Source organism: Bacillus sp. Root131 (assembly GCF_001429475.1).
GTDB lineage: Bacteria > Bacillota > Bacilli > Bacillales > Bacillaceae_G > Bacillus_A > Bacillus_A thuringiensis_S.
In genome coordinates, this window is record NZ_LMJQ01000001.1 from 1,941,725 (window position 1) to 1,957,400 (window position 15,676).

The window sequence follows — 15,676 nt, forward strand, 5'->3', positions numbered from 1 at the left end:
TAGATTTTTCTTTGAGTTATTATCTTTTACATAATAATTATAGAAGATGGAAAATTCCACTTAGAAATAATTTTAAGCAGAAGAATAGACTAGTCTAATTTCTAATGGTTCCAGTATCTTTTATTTTGACGTGTGTCTTTACATTTATTTTAGCCTCTGCTAACGCTTGCAACCAATTTCCTTTTACTTTTTTCCACTCTTTATATTGAAATGCTCTAGCATATTGGGATAATCCGATTGGATCAATTTTATTCTGCTGTATTTCATATAACATATTTTGTAAATTATTATTAATTTCTTTTTGAATAGCATTTTTTAAATTATTTATATTTTTTTTATTATCATAGTGCCCTTTAATTGAATTCGGATTGGTTTTTTCTATTAAAGCTACATTAGCGTAAATATCGAGATTAAATACAAACTTTCCGTTTTGAAAATTAACAACTACCTTCCTTGTCGCGTTCTGTACGAATATGGAAGTGTTTGTTTTTTTGTTGGACTTTTTAGGAGGAAGCGCAAGGTGTAGTATCATTCGCCCGCTACTTTTTTGCTTATTTATAAGATTGAAAAATTTAACATCTTTTTTAGGGATATGAGTTAAATATTTCCCTTTTCGATTTAAAAATGCAATTCCTACTGTATCGATTTCATTCTTTGTTTTTTTGATAATTGGAACAGTTTGCGTCATTCCTTCTTCATTTTGTTCTCTCATTAATTGTTGAATTGTAGAAGAGACGGATTGGTTATTTTGAATTGACGATTCGATTACACCATTTATATAAGATGAAAGTGATGGTTTACTAGGCTTATGAATTGTAAAAATTTGTTCTGCAGGTCCATCTACAAGTACTACTTTAGCATTAATGGTAGCGTAAGGGTCACGGTAAGAAGAATCAAGCTCCTGCAACCAATTTGCTTCTTGCGCTAATTTTTTTCCAATTAAAATGATTTCAGCTTTGGAAGCTGTCATAAAGCCCGTTAACTTCGTATCTATCTTACTGAATCCAGTATATACAGTTGATGCTTGTGTCCAATGTTCTATAGTACTTTTTTGCTGTTTATGATGAAAGAGTGGTATGCTTGTTCCAACTTTTATGTCTCCATTAGGGGTTCTATCCAAGCCAATTAACAGGATTAATGAAACCTTCTCAAGAGGAATTCTCTGACTACAACCAATTATATATACACAACAAATTACAATCCATATCCATTTTCGAATCAAAGTTGTTTCCTCCTAGTAATCCAAGTAAAAAGAATACTGTAAGCGAAAAATAAGATTGGTAATAGAATAAAGAAAACGACATTTAAGATATCCATAAGAGAATATATAAACAAATATTGATCCACATCGGGATTTAGGAAAATAAATAGGCCAACTATAAATAACATAAAAGCAAGCAGCGCCCAATTGCGGGCGTTTTTTTGAAGTGAAATGGCTACAGATTCAAAACTGAAAAATAAATACGGATATATCGTAGTGGAAAATACAATTAAATAGTAAGCGATATATATAATTTCTAATCGTTCCATGAAAGAAAAACGAACCCCTTTTAACAGATGAAATACTGGCCAGATTACGTCTTTTATCCCCTCTGGACTAAAGTATATATAAGAAAGAATAGTAACATATAGATAGAAAAACATGGTTCCAGTATTCGCTATTAGTAGTCCTTTTATGGCTTTTTGCTTTTTTTGTAAGAATGGATATATATAATATGCAATTTCTAGGCCAGCATAAGGAGTAATGGTTTCTTTTGTTGCCTTTACAATAGGGTATAATCCTTCTTTAAATATAGGTAGTAGGTGTAAAGGATTGTAGTTAGTCTTTAGTGAAAAAAGAAGAAATAGTGGCATCCAAGTAGTGAAGAAGAAAACAAGCATAGAATAACTAGTAAGAGCCCTTAACCCACTCAGGGTTAAAATAATAAAAGGTAATAGTAATAATATGGTGATTTGATAAGCAGGAGTGGAAGGGAATATCCACACTTTTACAATATCGGTTGCCTTTAATAAAGTATTAAATCCAGCAAAAAATAGATAAAAGGCATATGCAAGAAAAAGAATTGTCCCTATCCATTTACCAAAGTATGTTTTTAAGATTTGTGAGAAATTTTTGTTAGGATTTTTTTGTAACATTAATATAATAAATACCCCGATTATAGAAGTCACTATCCATCCGAGAATGATCGAAATCCAGCCATCTGTGCCAGCATTAGTAGCAAGGGGGCTTGGCATAATTAACATACCAGATGCAAGTTGAAGCGAATGAATGAAAATAATAAATTCGAATAAAGTTACTTTTTGGAACTTAAGATTTCCCATGTTAACCACCTTCTTTTTTCTTTCTTTGTTTCGGCTGTCCTGTACTCGAGCGGGTGGTAATCATCGAAATAGGAAATCTTACAAAAGAATCTTTTAACTCTTGGAGACGAAATGGTGCGATTGGCATTCCATATGGTGAACCATAGGAAGTTAGTGAAACAAAATGAGCAAATAAAAGCATTAATCCACTAACAATACCTACAATCCCATAAAAGTAAGCCAATAACATCATTGGAAAACGGATAAGGCGTATAGAACTTGATAAATCATAATTAGAAACAATAAATGAAGCAATGGCTGTAATAGATACGATAATAACCATAACGTTACTAACAAGACCAGCTTGAACAGCCGCCTGTCCAATTACAATCCCTCCAACGATTCCAATAGTTTGTCCAATTGGTTGTGGTAAGCGAATGCCAGCTTCACGTAGCATTTCTAGTGTAATTTCCATTATAAAAGCTTCCAATAAGGGGGAGAAAGGGACTTTGACTCTTGATGTTGCAATAGAAGTGTATAAGTCTATAGGAATAATTTCAAAGTGAAAAGAGACTATAGCAATATAAAATGCGGGTAAAAAAATAGCTATAATAAATCCTGCAAATCGTAATAAGCGAAAAAATGATGCGATGAGCCAATGAATATTATAGTCATCTGGGGTTTGAAAAAATCCAATCAAATTCATAGGAACAACCATTGCACCAGGTGATCTATCCATTAACACTGCTACTTTCCCATCAAGTATATGATTTGAAATGGCGTCTGGGCGTTCGCTTAAATAAGCCTGTGGAAAAGGAGTCCAATTTTGATCTTTTGTATAATTAGATAGCTCTCCAATACTTAATACCGCATCTGTTTTGATTTTACAGATTCTAGTTTCTATTTCTTGGACTACATCTGCGTTTGCTACATCACCTAAGTAAATTAAATAGACTATAGAAGTGGCTCGTTCTCCAATCGTCAGCTTTTTGATTTTTAACTCTGTAGAAGGAATATATCGACGAATAAGACCTATATTTTTTGTGGCATTTTCAATAAATCCATCATGGGATCCTTTAATAGTAACTTCTGAAATTGGCTCTTGAATCGCCCTTTCTGCCCAGCCTTTTGTGTTTATTAGAAGTGACCGCTTTTCTCCCTCCATAAACAGTACACATTGCCCCTCAAGTAACCCTTCTTTAATTTCATTCCATGTATATACTATTTTGGTATGAGTAGCAATAATATTAGAATTAAATATTTGACTGTCTTCATTTACTTCTTGTAATAATGGTGTAACAACATTGGTTTTTAATGCAACACCATCTGTAAGGCCTTCAAAATAATATAGTAAAATATTCGTGTTTGTTTTTAATTGCAAAGGATGTTCAATTAAATCTGCACTAATATCAAAGATATTATCTAGTGTATTTTTAAGTTGTTTTAAGTTACTTGTTTGAATCTTTTCAATGGTTTTATCTGTCTTAGTTTCTAAGGTCTCTTCATTTAAGGACAAAATTGACACCTCTTTAATATATAACGATTAGTTGTATTTATTATTTTTATATGATTGAATTTTATTCACTAATTTAAACTAATTGGAGATAAGAATTAATAAATTTGATGTGCTATATTATTAATTCAATAATTGAGAGCAAAAAGCAGATGTAATTTGTGTGGAAATTTAAGTATTAAGATAGAATTGAAATTTGAATGATTATAATAAAAAGAACCCTTGATAGGTTCTTTTTTAGTTGGTAAATATGTTGTCAACAATAGATGGCGATAAAGGTAGTAATTTAGATGTCTTTATGTTAATCAGCTAAATTTTGTAGGAAGAATTCATTTTTCATTTATTTGGGTGTTCTAGTGTATTTGAATTTTGCGCACTAACAAATTTTGTTTAGGGACAAAATGCATTTTCTTAATTATCAGAAAAAATAGCGCGACAAAATTCCTATTAATTATTTTGGTAGGTATCAAATATTTCTTTGGCCTTATTTTCTTGATATTACCGTACGTTTATATGTTTCTAAGGGAAAGAAATACTTTCATGTTACCATCTATTGTTTGATTAAGATGGTAACATGAAAGTGAAACGTTTACAACCAGAAAATAAAGAAAAAATATTAAAATGCGACTTTTTTCGACAATTATTCTATGTTTATATTTAATTTTATTATAGGAAAAGGCGGAGGGAAGCGGACCTTTTCCTATAAACTGTTTTGTTGGAATTAGAAATAACTAAAAAAGTAATAATAGCTTAAAATTAAAATGAAATTCAATGATAAAGTTATTATTGAATTTTTGAACCTCAGGTGTCTTGAAAGTATGGTCAAATTTTAATCCACTTTGCATTTCTTCCTTTTGTAACTAGCTTAATATGGCCAAACAGTTGCAAGGAATTTAAAGCCTTACTGATTGTACTCTCTGCAATGTCTGGATAAGTGTTACGAATACTTTCTTTAGTAAAGGGTTGTTTTTGTTTAAGTATAAAATCCTGAATTCTCTCAACTTTAGTATGTTTACATATAGAATCTAGAACTGTGTTATGAAGATCTTTGTAAGCCTCTAATATAATGGTTAAAAACGTTTTTAACCAAAAGCTATTATTATGTTCCTCGCAGTACCAATTCACCGAAGATTTATAAATCGAATTGTAATAATCAGATTCATGTTTCTTAATATATTTATCCAAACATACATATTTTACAAATGTATGTCCACTCTTAATTAACAGCAATTGCATTAACATAAATGCCAACCTGTTATTACCTTGATTGAAAGGGACTATGCAATAAAAATTTAATATAAAACGAGCTATTAATAAAAGTGAATGAAGCCCCTTACTAGTATTTAATGAGTTGTATTGATCACATAATTGCTCCATAAACTGTGGAATAAGTTCATGTGGAAGAATGCGGTAACTATTCAAGTGCATTCCATGTTCTGGAATTCCTGGAATAATAAAAGGTTTTTCACGCCATTTGGCACTGTCAGAGGTAATGTAATGTATTAGTTGAAAATGTAATTCCTGTATAGTTGCTGGATTGATTAATAAAGTACAGGAGTTTTTATGTACAAAAGAAAGTGTTTGATAATAGCAAAAAATAGCATCTTCCGAAATATTTTGAGGTACGATATCATCTAAAATAAGTTCTTTTAATCTTTTATTAGGAACTTTTATATCCTCGTAAATAGTTGTGAAATTTTTTATGTAATGTAGTGGTATAGTTTTTTCTAAGCTATTAAATATGTCCTTGTTTTGTTCCTGATAAGCAGCTAATTTTCCTTTGAATTCGCTAATTTCACTTATTAAATTTATTAACCTCCTTTTCAATTCAATATTTTTATACTTATCATCAAAAAAGTCTCTCATTTTTGTTCCCCCTGTAACCCCTTAACACGTTGTTGCATATATCTTTCCATTCTAAAGGTATTCCACGACATCATTGTAAAATAACGACATTTTCGTTCTGATTTTAAATATATATCAGAATCTATATTTTTATTTAACAATTAAAACATGGAGATTATAAAGAAGAATCGTTAGGATTCAATTTTAATAGGCATAATCCTAACATCAAATGTACAAATGTACAATAAAAAAATAAAAAATATAAAACTATCGACTCTTTTGAAAGATTATTTAAAAGGGTTTTAAGAAATTGTAGGTATAGAGTGCTTTAGTTTAGCAGTAAATATTGAAGTGGTAATAAAGTTTTCATAGGTAATCATAAAGTAGATAAACTATTAATTTGTGACAATTATGTGTCTAATCTATTATATACTTTTATGAGAATTCTAAAATTAAATCCTAAAGAGCTGAATTTTCTATATTTATCATAAAGATCAGAAGAGGTGTGTTGATGAAATGTATCATTTTATATAAAAATATGTATCATTTTATATAAAAATATGTAACGTTTAATACTCGTATTGTAAAATATTTTGACATACGTTAATTTAAATATTAGGTACAGGAACATTTAATAAAAACTCAGTACTAAAATACCCTTTAAACGTTTCACCCTAAAATCGTTCTCAAGCACACTGAAGTTCATCCTTTGTTTCTGTGCCTTATTAGCTAAAAATAACATAATAAATTGTTAAAATGTGATAATTAAAAATGGGATTTTAAATCTTTTCTCTTTTCTTAAACGTTAACAATCTCTTGATAATCTGTTTAAAGTAAGGAAATACAGGATAGAAAATAGCTATTAATAAAGAAAATACAGTTAAGCTAGATACCTTAAGCTATTTTATGAGTAATTAAGCGTTAGTTTGAATTAGTAGGGGTATTATATGTGTTTTAACCTCAAGTGTATATGTTTAAGGTTAAAGGATTTGTGAGTGGTATAAAAGCAAAAAAGTCTGGAAGAAACGGATATAATCGGTTTCTTCCAGACTTTTTTGCTTTTTGTAATATAAAAAATTTATTTTTCCTATATGAGGAATTTTTTTGTTTTAATATTTGAATTTTTTGTGAAATTAAACGGAGTTTTTATTCTTCTTTTAATACATAATGTTACAAAATTGCGTAATTGTATTTACTTTATTTTTTATAGGAGATTAAAAATAATAATAAATGTACCAATTTATGAGAGATATTAATATATTAATTGATGATTTGTTCGTTTATCCTTATATTGCTATTATATTAGCGAAAGCAATATATTGGGGGGACAAAAATGAAATTGAAATTAACATCTAAATTGGAAAGATTAAGAACAAGTAAAAAGGGGATTGGTGCTTGTGTTTTGGCTGCAGGCATGACGGCAATCACAATGGCTCCTCAAAGTGCGTATGCACATGGGTTTGTTGAAAAGCCGAGTAGTCGTGCTGCTTTATGTAGTCAGAATTATGGGGTATTAAATTTAAATTGTGGAAATGTAATGTACGAACCTCAAAGTCTAGAAGCACCTAAAGGATTTCCAGATAGTGGACCGATTGATGGGAAAATCGCTTCGGCAGGAGGGTTGTTTGGAGGTATTCTTGACCAACAAACATCAAATCGTTGGTTCAAAAACACAATTAAAGGTGGAGTAAATACGTTTACATGGAAATATACAGCAGCACATTCTACAAGTAAATGGCATTATTACATTACAAAAAAGGGATGGGATCCTAACAAACCATTAACACGTGCTGAATTAGAACCAATCGGAACTGTGAAACATGACGGTTCGGCTGCATCAAATAATTTAACACATACAATTAATGTACCAACTGATCGTAATGGTTATCATGTTATTTTAGCTGTATGGGATGTAGCAGATACGTCAAATGCTTTTTATAATGTAGTTGATGTAAATTTAGTAAATAATGAAACTCCTGATACAGTAGCTCCAAGTCAACCAACTGAATTAAATGCCTCTAAAGTTTCTGCCAATAGTGTTGAAATAACATGGAAGGCTTCCACTGATAATATAGGTGTAAAAGAATATCAAGTGTTACGTAATGGAGAAGTAATTGATACGGTACCAGGTACAACTTTTATTGATAAAAAATTAAAAGCAGATACGGAATATACTTATACAATAAAGGCATTAGACTCTGCTGGAAACATATCAAAAGAAAGTGAAAAACTGAAGGTTAAGACAACACATACAATCCCCGATATAGAGGCTCCAACTCAACCAAAAGGATTACATAGTATGGGTACAACATCGACAACTGTTGATTTAATGTGGAGTCCGTCAGAAGATAATGTAGGTGTTGACCATTATATTGTATATAGAGAAAGCGCTGGGGTTATGAATAAAATTGGAACAGCGGCTAATACATCCTTTATGGATAAAGATTTGAAGGCTAATACATCGTATAATTATGTAGTGACGGCGGTTGATTTAGCTGGAAATGAATCTAGTAGAAGTGATGTTTTGAATGTAACAACAAAGTCAGAGAATTCCGCATATGAAAAATGGGATGCAAGAAAAGCATATACTAAAGGTGATAGAGTAGTACATGAGGGGAAAGTGTACGAAGCGGTTCAAAATCATCAAGGAAATGGCGACTCAAATTGGATTTTTGCTTTATCGCTTTGGAAGCCAGTTTTGAATAAATGATAAGCTGAAAAAGATAGTTTACAATTTTGGATTGCTCTTTAAAAATTAAGGGCTGTTCCAAATATAATTATCTAATGGATTAAATGATATGTTAATAAAGTGAAACTGTAATCAGTGGAGGTTTTGTTCATCCCCGACTGATTATCAGCCCTCACCAATCGGGCTTTTACGGGCGCCCGTTAACGCGGGATAAAATTTAATCGCTATCCTAATGTTTACGAAATGAAATTAAAAAAAGAATCCCAATGGAATTCCATTGGGATTCTTTTTTTCTAATTTGTAATAGCGTAAATTTTCACTGTGAATTTGCTAGTGGCACCAATTGGACTTGCAATATAATATTTAGTATTTGTGTAAGCTTCAGTCTTAGATTCATGTGAAATATTCTTCCAACGAGTGGAATCTATTCCCAGGGAAACATCAATCATTACATTGAAAGAAATAGTAGAAGGATAATCTTTTTCTGAAGGCTCAATAACCCATTTTAATTCTTTTGTACCTACAGGTAAACTATCAATTTTAAAGTTTTGGCTGGATCGATTTTGTTGCCCTGATAAAGGACTAGATTCAGATGCTATTTGCGAAATTAATATTTCTTTTTCATTTGAATGTATACCATTTAATTTAATGATACTATCAATTAAACCTGGACCAGGAAAATCAGCTGCGATGATACCAGAATGTTTAATTGCGCCTTGTTGTAAGAGTTCGGTCCCAAGTATATTCATCCCCCCATAGTATACTTGTCCGTTTCTATCGCGAGGGAAATCACTCCACGCATTAGTGGAATTCGTTTGAATCAATTTAGGACTACTGTCAGTATTTCTGCCTTCTTTTCCGCTTGCAACAAACCAAGGATATACATTATTTAAAAATGCGGCTGCGCCCCCCGTACCACTAAGATGGTTGAGGTAAATTTTTCCATTATTAAAGTTAGTATTTGTATTTCGTAGATGGTTTTTTATCGCAATCCATTTTGTGTATATTTCGTTTGGTCCGCTTCCAATTTCAAATTTATCTTGTATATTCAAACCTTCGTAATCAATTCCGTACAATTGAGTGGATGTAAAGTTTTGTAAGATTACAATTTTCCCGCGGGTATCTCCTAAAGTAGGATTATTTCTATCTGAAGTTTGTACGGAATTAGGATCCCAAAAATATGAAGCATTAACGTTTTTGTATTTTAAAAATATCTCCTCAAATGATAGAGATCCATTTTCAGGAGTAGTTTCTTCTTTTAAGCGCATTAATATTGTTTCTGTTGGATGAGCTTTTAAAAATTGAATGGTCTCTTTCAATACATCTTCAAACACAGCTTTTTGATTTACAACACCATGATACATTGCAAAAGAATCTTTTACACGTTTAACACGCATATCTACATATCGAATTCCGGAATTTAATTGTTGGGATAAACTCATAGTTTGATTTCTTGTCAAATTTTCATCAATAAAACTTGCTCCATGTAAAGCCATTGTACCGTGAGTCCCTGGAATAGATATTTCACTTATTTTTGTTGAATCTTCTATTTTCGCCATCCACGATGGATTTTGATACCCTATATTGGATTCATAGGAGTAACCTGGATGACTATTAGCTAAAATAGTAGATGGTGTACTTAAACTTGCTAGTGTAATACAAGTAAGGATACTAATTTTAAAGAAATTTCTCATTTTTATTTTGTTCATTTTTTCTCTCCTGACCTTTAAACAATTGTTAGATGATTTTTTACTATATTTATTGTTTTTCATTCTTAAGATAATAAATTTTTGTATTTGAAAATAATTAACAATAGGGGGAGTAAGTTATTTGAGACTTTAATAATTTGTTATTATAAATTGTCTCTAATAGCCAAATGGATTATTGAAAAATCGAAGTATAGCCTCCCAAAAAAACAACTGTTTATTGCATTGAATACAAACAAAACAGAAGTCCTGAAAAAGACTTCCATTTTGTGACATATAATGAATAATAAGGTGGTAAACAAATCAAGATAATGTGATTGAGTGGTAAAAATTTATTAATAGCTGTTTTAGAATCTCTTATAACAAGGCTGATTACAAAAAGCGGATCTCTACACTGCTAATAAAAATTGAAAAATTCTACTCATTAAAACTTAGACTAACTACAGTTGCAATTGATTGGGCTGCATGTTCCCAGCTTCCATCTATAACTTTACCAATTTGCTGACCAAGTGTATTTAAATCATTTGGATTAACTGGAATTCCATTATACGCAGCAAGAATTGATAAAAGTGGAGCGGCAAATGGTGTCCAACCACCTCTATCAATATTAAATACAGGTTTATCTAGTACCTTTCCATCTTGTACTGTAAACTCATAATAAAATTGATCATCTGGACGAAAACTTAAATGATGAGAAATTTGCCCCTTAACATATTTTTTTCCTGCACCTAGGTTTACTACTTCTATTTCTTTTACATTAAATTCATGTTCAAATACTTTAATTTTTTTGACTTCTGGACCATTTAAGGCAGCTTGAACGGCTGTTTCCAAATTATTTTGTGCCAAAGGTTGAATACTCGATTGTGCCTCTTTGTGTTGAATAGGAGCCTCTTTTTCTGCAGCAAACACCGAGGTAGTAGGTAGTGCACCTGTAGCTAACGTAGCGGCAAGTGCTGTTGTCATAATGATTTTTCTTTTCATCTTCATAGTTTTTCTTCCTCTCTTAAAGTTATGATATATAATCTTTTAAAGACTGGCACGGTGCAATTTTTTTCATAATGCACGTAAAAAATTAGTTTAAGAATTATGTGAAATCTTGTCAGAAAATTAAAGTTAATTATATATGTATTTAAGATGATATCTATCTACACATATTTTTTCAATTTTTAGATAAATGAAATAGTAATGACTTCTTAAGAATTAATTTAGCACCTTGTTTATCTAGAAAAGTCCTATAAACACATTTAATTCATAGTAAAAGTAATATATTTGATATTAAATGTCTTGCATAATGCGATAAAAGTTCACAATTTTTTTATCATTATATACAGAAAAAGGTAACGAAACTTAAGCGATATGTAATACTTGTCATAGTTGTGAATTATGTAAATCTATTTAGTGTAACAGCTAAGATGTTAGATCTTGTTTTTCTTAAAAACATTACTTATTCGGATTCATGAAAAGGATTTTAATGGATTAGTTTGATTTGATATAAAAAGAGGACGCATTTTTATTTGCGTCCTCTTTTTATGATAATTTATTTTACAAGTTAAGAAGAATCTTTGATCATCTAAATAAATTCTATCACCCTATTAGGAGATGCTAGTAGAACAATATGGACTTTTATTTAGTTCATTTTCTAACAGTTCGTTTAATTCAATACTATAGGCAAGCATAGTACTTAGTTCAGAACCTTCTTCTATTGTTTTATTGATTATTGATAATACTCTTTCTTGGTACTATTCTAAGTATTTTTCAGCTAGGTAAGAGGGGTATGTTGAAATAGGAGGGCCCATCTTAAAGTAGGATAAATTGGTCTTTGAAATCGGTATACAGTTCTTTAATAAATATAGTTTTTGCAATATATCTTTATCTATGGGATGAAGCATATAATCTGTCATGATGAAATAATTGTGATGGTAGATAAATACTTTTCCTTCTGGTAAAACCGCGTGACGAGATAAATTTGGATAAATAGGTGGTCCATCTGAAAATTGATTTAAACTACGTTGTGAAACTTTAATAATTTCTTGAACTGAAAATTTAAATTTGCGAAATGCAATGGTGTCAATAAATGGACGTTTTTGATTATTTTCTATATAAAATAACTCTCCTTTTTCACTTTGCACAACCCGTAGATTTGGAATTGACTCTGTAAGGGTTATGGGGGGCCCTTCTGTATATTTGTAGATAAATGGATCGGGAATTAAGACAATTTCATTTTGATTATATTTGAAGTAAGAAAGCATATCTTTCGAAATAAGCCTGCGTTTAAAGTTATCAATTAAAAATACTTTACCTTGTGAATTACTAAATAAAATACCATTTAAATCTTTTGAAGGGAGGTTAGCATATAGGTTTTGGAAAGAGAATGGTGTTTTAAAAGTAATATCGAGCACTTTGTTAATGGGATAAAAAGGTTGAAATGTATTTAGGCGTTTCCAAAACATTGCATCTCCAGCAAACCAATATAAAGGATTTGTATCCCAATATCCACAGTACTTTTCATAGACTTTTAATAATATTCTTCTAGTATGCATAATTGAACAATGATCTACAACATTAGCAGCTGTATATAAAATTTCCGAAGCTTCTCTCACAAATTCATTTGTAGGTTGTAGGTTATAATCAACATATTTTACGTATTGGGAAGAGTAGACTACATCAATTTCAGGATGTTTTTCTAAGAAAGACAACATTTCAGCTAATCTGTTTGGAAGGTATATAGTATCATCTGTTAAATAGCAAATATAATCCCCACAAGTTAATGGTAGTGCCTCATTGATAAGTGTTGCATATCTTGTAGTTTTATATCGTTCATCATCTTGTATAAAACTATTCGTATAAGTAATTCGAGGATCCTCTAGATAATTTTTTATGACATTTATAGTTTCTGGACAGGAGTTATCATCCATAATAAAAAGTTCCCATTCTTTATAAGTTTGCATTAGAACACTTTCAATAACTTGATTAATTAATGATGGCTTATTATAACTAGTAAGGATAATTGATATTTGGGGTTGCAAAGTCTTCACCTCTATTGAGAATATTGAATGTGTTTTTCTAGTGAAATCTAATAATTAAAGCTTTATCGACACTTTCTTTTTTATACTTAAATAATTTATGACTTTTTCATAGATATGGTATGGACTATAGTGGAGAAAAAAGAGACATGGGTGAATATAAATACTGCTATTAATTTTTTATAGATAAAGAAACCTTTTTTAAAATTATCGGAACGGTTTGTCCTTTCTATTTATATAATAACGTAACTGTTTTTGTATTTATTGATAAGGAGGAGAAAGAGATTTGCCTAAAATTTCAGTTATAATGACAAGTTACAATAAGCCTGCGTTTGTTGAAAAATCTATATTAAGTGTATTAAACCAAACCTTTCAAGATTTCGAGCTTTTTATAATGGATGATGATTCAGATGAAATGACCCAGAAGGTGATTCAACCATTCATAAATAATGAAAATGTACATTTTTATAAAAGTAATGTAGCTCATATTTCTGAAAGGACAAAAAAAGTAAGATATGCCGCTTTAATTAATGAGGCACTTAAGCATGCTAAAGGAGAATATATAACTTATATTACAGATGATAATCAATATGAAGAAGAACGTCTTAAAAAGATGTCTAGTTATCTTGATGAGAATAAAGATGTTCAAATTATTTATTCTGCATCAAAAACGATTCATATAGATGAAACAGAGATGCCTATTAAAACGGTTGAGAGACCTGCAAAAAAAATTACGAATAATGCTCCATGTACAATTGATCATTGTTCTATTATGCATAGAGCATCTGTTTTACCAATTCTTGAAAAAAGGTGGAATTCTTATTGGGATGAAGATCCTCAGTTTTACCGGATAGGAGATGCACGCTTCTTTTGGAGATTAAATCACTATTGGGATTTTTATCCCTTAGATGAAATTTTAGATATCAATTATATTACTCCCCATTCAATACATGCGCAGTTATTTGCAGAAGAAAAAAATGAATTTGTGCAATTATTACCACCACAAAGAACATGCAAAGAATTAAGGGAAGACTTAAGAAGAAAAAGAGGGTGAAAAATTGAGTGACATTTATTTGAAAAATTACTGGCTATTAAATTTAGAGTATATAAATATTTTTTCAAGGTTAAAGCAGTATAATATTCCTTTACCATTACTGAGTAATTTTTATCAATATTTAGATGAAGATATAAAAAATAAAATGAAAGATAATAATTTTTACAAGCAATTGTCAATTGAGCCAATAGCAGAAACACAGTTACAGTTAGAGTTTGAAAAAATAATGTCTGTATTTCAATCAAAAATAAAAAGAAAAAACCAAAATGGAGCAATCCTCCTAAATTCAGATTATCTCCGTTTTTCAGTAAGTAACTTTACTCACTTTAATCCAAATCAAACAAAGATATTAACTAGATCAAAAAAGACCGAACTCTATGGTCTTCCTACAGTTTGTGCACCAGATTATATAAATAAATCTGCTAATACCGCACATGTTTTTATAGAAAAAGCTAAAGAAATCTTTTTAAAGTTTAATAAGCACCCACTATTTTCAAACCTCTTTTTTCAAAAAAAATTACTAAGCGACCTTCCTATCATGATTGAGAAACTTAATATGGCTCATTTTATTTTTAAAGAACAAGATATTTCTGGTGTGATTGTCGGTACTACGGAAGATATAACAAGTAGAGCTCTTACTTTTCTTTCTAGTAGTGAGGGTATACCGAGTTATTGTCTGCAGCATGGTGCAGTAATGGGGGAAGAAGCATACTTTCCGGTTTTCGCAACAAAACAGGTCGTATATGGGAAATATGAAGAAGATTGGTACCTTCAAAAAGGGGTCAGTGAATCTCAAATCGAAATACTAGGGCACCCCAGATATGATGAGATCTTTGATAGAGTATATATGGATAAAAAGAATCTTTTTAATAAATTAAAAATAGACCCCTCTACAAAAGTGGTTTTTATTGCAACCCAGCCATTTAAAACTTCATTTTATACTGAATTGACAGAAAAGTTAGTGGAAGACAAAAATATTACGGTTATTATAAAACCACATCCTTGGGAAAAAGGGCGTAATTTAGTGGGAGAATATATTAAGTTAAGTAACTTATATCCTAATGTTAAATATATAACAAATGAAGTAAACATATATGATGTTATTTTACATGCAAATCTTGTGGTTATCTCAAATTCAACAGTGGGATTAGAGGCAATGTTATTAGATATACCTGTAGTTGTTTATAAATCTTTATTAGAGGAAAGGGATTATAAATATTACGATACATTAGATTGGCTTGTAAATCATTCTATGGAGGATATGACTAGCACGATTAAAAAGGTTCTAAATAATCCTTTACAATCAAATTTAGCAAAAGAATTAAGAAGAAAATTTATTAATGAAAACTATCCGCAAGAAGCATGCACAAAAAGATTAATAAATTTAATTCAAATTGAAAAAGATTAAAATCGTCACCATTTATAAATATTTGAAGTAAAAGATTATATCCTCAGTTTTCAATGATTAATATGTATTTTAAACTTGCAATAGAAACGTATGTTTCTATATCCGGCAAACTAGTTTATCTCTCAACAAATGGATTG

At 30.3% G+C, this 15,676-nt stretch carries 10 protein-coding genes; 3 read left to right on the forward strand and 7 right to left on the reverse strand.

Annotated elements, in window-relative coordinates:
• Positions 1–94 precede the first annotated feature (94 nt).
• The 4 genes from ASE54_RS09770 to ASE54_RS09785 form a co-directional block, all read right to left on the reverse strand.
• On the reverse strand, positions 95–1,222 hold the full coding sequence (locus tag ASE54_RS09770) for a Ger(x)C family spore germination protein (protein WP_000619983.1): 1,128 nt from the start codon (positions 1,220–1,222) through the stop codon (positions 95–97).
• Positions 1,219–2,322: an endospore germination permease gene (locus tag ASE54_RS09775; protein ID WP_000527367.1), complete on the reverse strand. Its 1,104-nt coding sequence runs from the start codon at positions 2,320–2,322 to the stop codon at positions 1,219–1,221. Before ASE54_RS09775 ends, ASE54_RS09770 begins: the two co-directional genes overlap by 4 nt.
• Position 2,323: 1 nt before the next feature.
• A complete protein-coding gene (locus ASE54_RS09780) occupies positions 2,324–3,817 on the reverse strand; it encodes a spore germination protein (RefSeq protein WP_000055704.1) in 1,494 nt (497 codons plus the stop codon).
• An 819-nt stretch (positions 3,818–4,636) separates the two neighbouring features.
• The gene (locus tag ASE54_RS09785) at positions 4,637–5,680 is read right to left on the reverse strand and encodes a Fic family protein (protein ID WP_001204206.1); all 1,044 of its coding nucleotides are present in this window, start codon (positions 5,678–5,680) and stop codon (positions 4,637–4,639) included.
• Positions 5,681–6,992: 1,312 nt separating this feature from the next.
• Here ASE54_RS09785 and ASE54_RS09790 point away from each other — a divergent pair.
• The gene (locus tag ASE54_RS09790; protein ID WP_000769023.1) at positions 6,993–8,369 is read left to right on the forward strand and encodes a lytic polysaccharide monooxygenase; all 1,377 of its coding nucleotides are present in this window, start codon (positions 6,993–6,995) and stop codon (positions 8,367–8,369) included.
• 272 nt (positions 8,370–8,641) lie between these two features.
• Here ASE54_RS09790 and ASE54_RS09795 read toward each other — a convergent pair whose 3' ends face one another.
• From ASE54_RS09795 to ASE54_RS09805, 3 genes are all read right to left on the reverse strand, one after another.
• Complete coding sequence (locus ASE54_RS09795) at positions 8,642–10,057, reverse strand: phosphatidylinositol-specific phospholipase C (protein ID WP_001033598.1); 1,416 nt, start codon at positions 10,055–10,057, stop codon at positions 8,642–8,644.
• A 414-nt stretch (positions 10,058–10,471) separates the two neighbouring features.
• Positions 10,472–11,041, reverse strand: a complete 570-nt coding sequence (locus ASE54_RS09800) for a hypothetical protein (protein WP_000782791.1) — start codon at positions 11,039–11,041, stop codon at positions 10,472–10,474.
• A 752-nt stretch (positions 11,042–11,793) separates the two neighbouring features.
• Positions 11,794–13,080 carry a glycosyltransferase family 2 protein gene (locus tag ASE54_RS09805; RefSeq protein WP_001183018.1) on the reverse strand — a complete coding sequence of 429 codons (1,287 nt, stop codon included), beginning with the start codon at positions 13,078–13,080 and terminating at the stop codon, positions 11,794–11,796.
• A gap of 283 nt (positions 13,081–13,363) precedes the next feature.
• Here ASE54_RS09805 and ASE54_RS09810 point away from each other — a divergent pair, with 283 nt between their 5' ends.
• Both ASE54_RS09810 and ASE54_RS09815 read left to right on the forward strand, forming a co-directional pair.
• Positions 13,364–14,131, forward strand: coding sequence for a glycosyltransferase family 2 protein (locus ASE54_RS09810; RefSeq protein WP_001124407.1), 768 nt, complete (start codon positions 13,364–13,366; stop codon positions 14,129–14,131).
• A 4-nt stretch (positions 14,132–14,135) separates the two neighbouring features.
• Positions 14,136–15,539 carry a CDP-glycerol glycerophosphotransferase family protein gene (locus tag ASE54_RS09815; RefSeq protein WP_001280560.1) on the forward strand — a complete coding sequence of 468 codons (1,404 nt, stop codon included), beginning with the start codon at positions 14,136–14,138 and terminating at the stop codon, positions 15,537–15,539.
• Positions 15,540–15,676: the final 137 nt, after the last annotated feature.

Bases quoted from the DNA above. Each gene is read 5' to 3' on its own strand.
- ASE54_RS09775 (WP_000527367.1), bottom strand. From the start codon at position 2,322: ATGGGAAATCTTAAGTTCCAAAAAGTAACTTTATTCGAATTTATTATT.
- ASE54_RS09800 (WP_000782791.1), bottom strand. From the start codon at position 11,041: ATGAAGATGAAAAGAAAAATCATTATGACAACAGCACTTGCCGCTACG.
- ASE54_RS09790 (WP_000769023.1), top strand. From the start codon at position 6,993: ATGAAATTGAAATTAACATCTAAATTGGAAAGATTAAGAACAAGTAAA.
- ASE54_RS09795 (WP_001033598.1), bottom strand. From the start codon at position 10,057: ATGAACAAAATAAAAATGAGAAATTTCTTTAAAATTAGTATCCTTACT.
- ASE54_RS09785 (WP_001204206.1), bottom strand. From the start codon at position 5,680: ATGAGAGACTTTTTTGATGATAAGTATAAAAATATTGAATTGAAAAGG.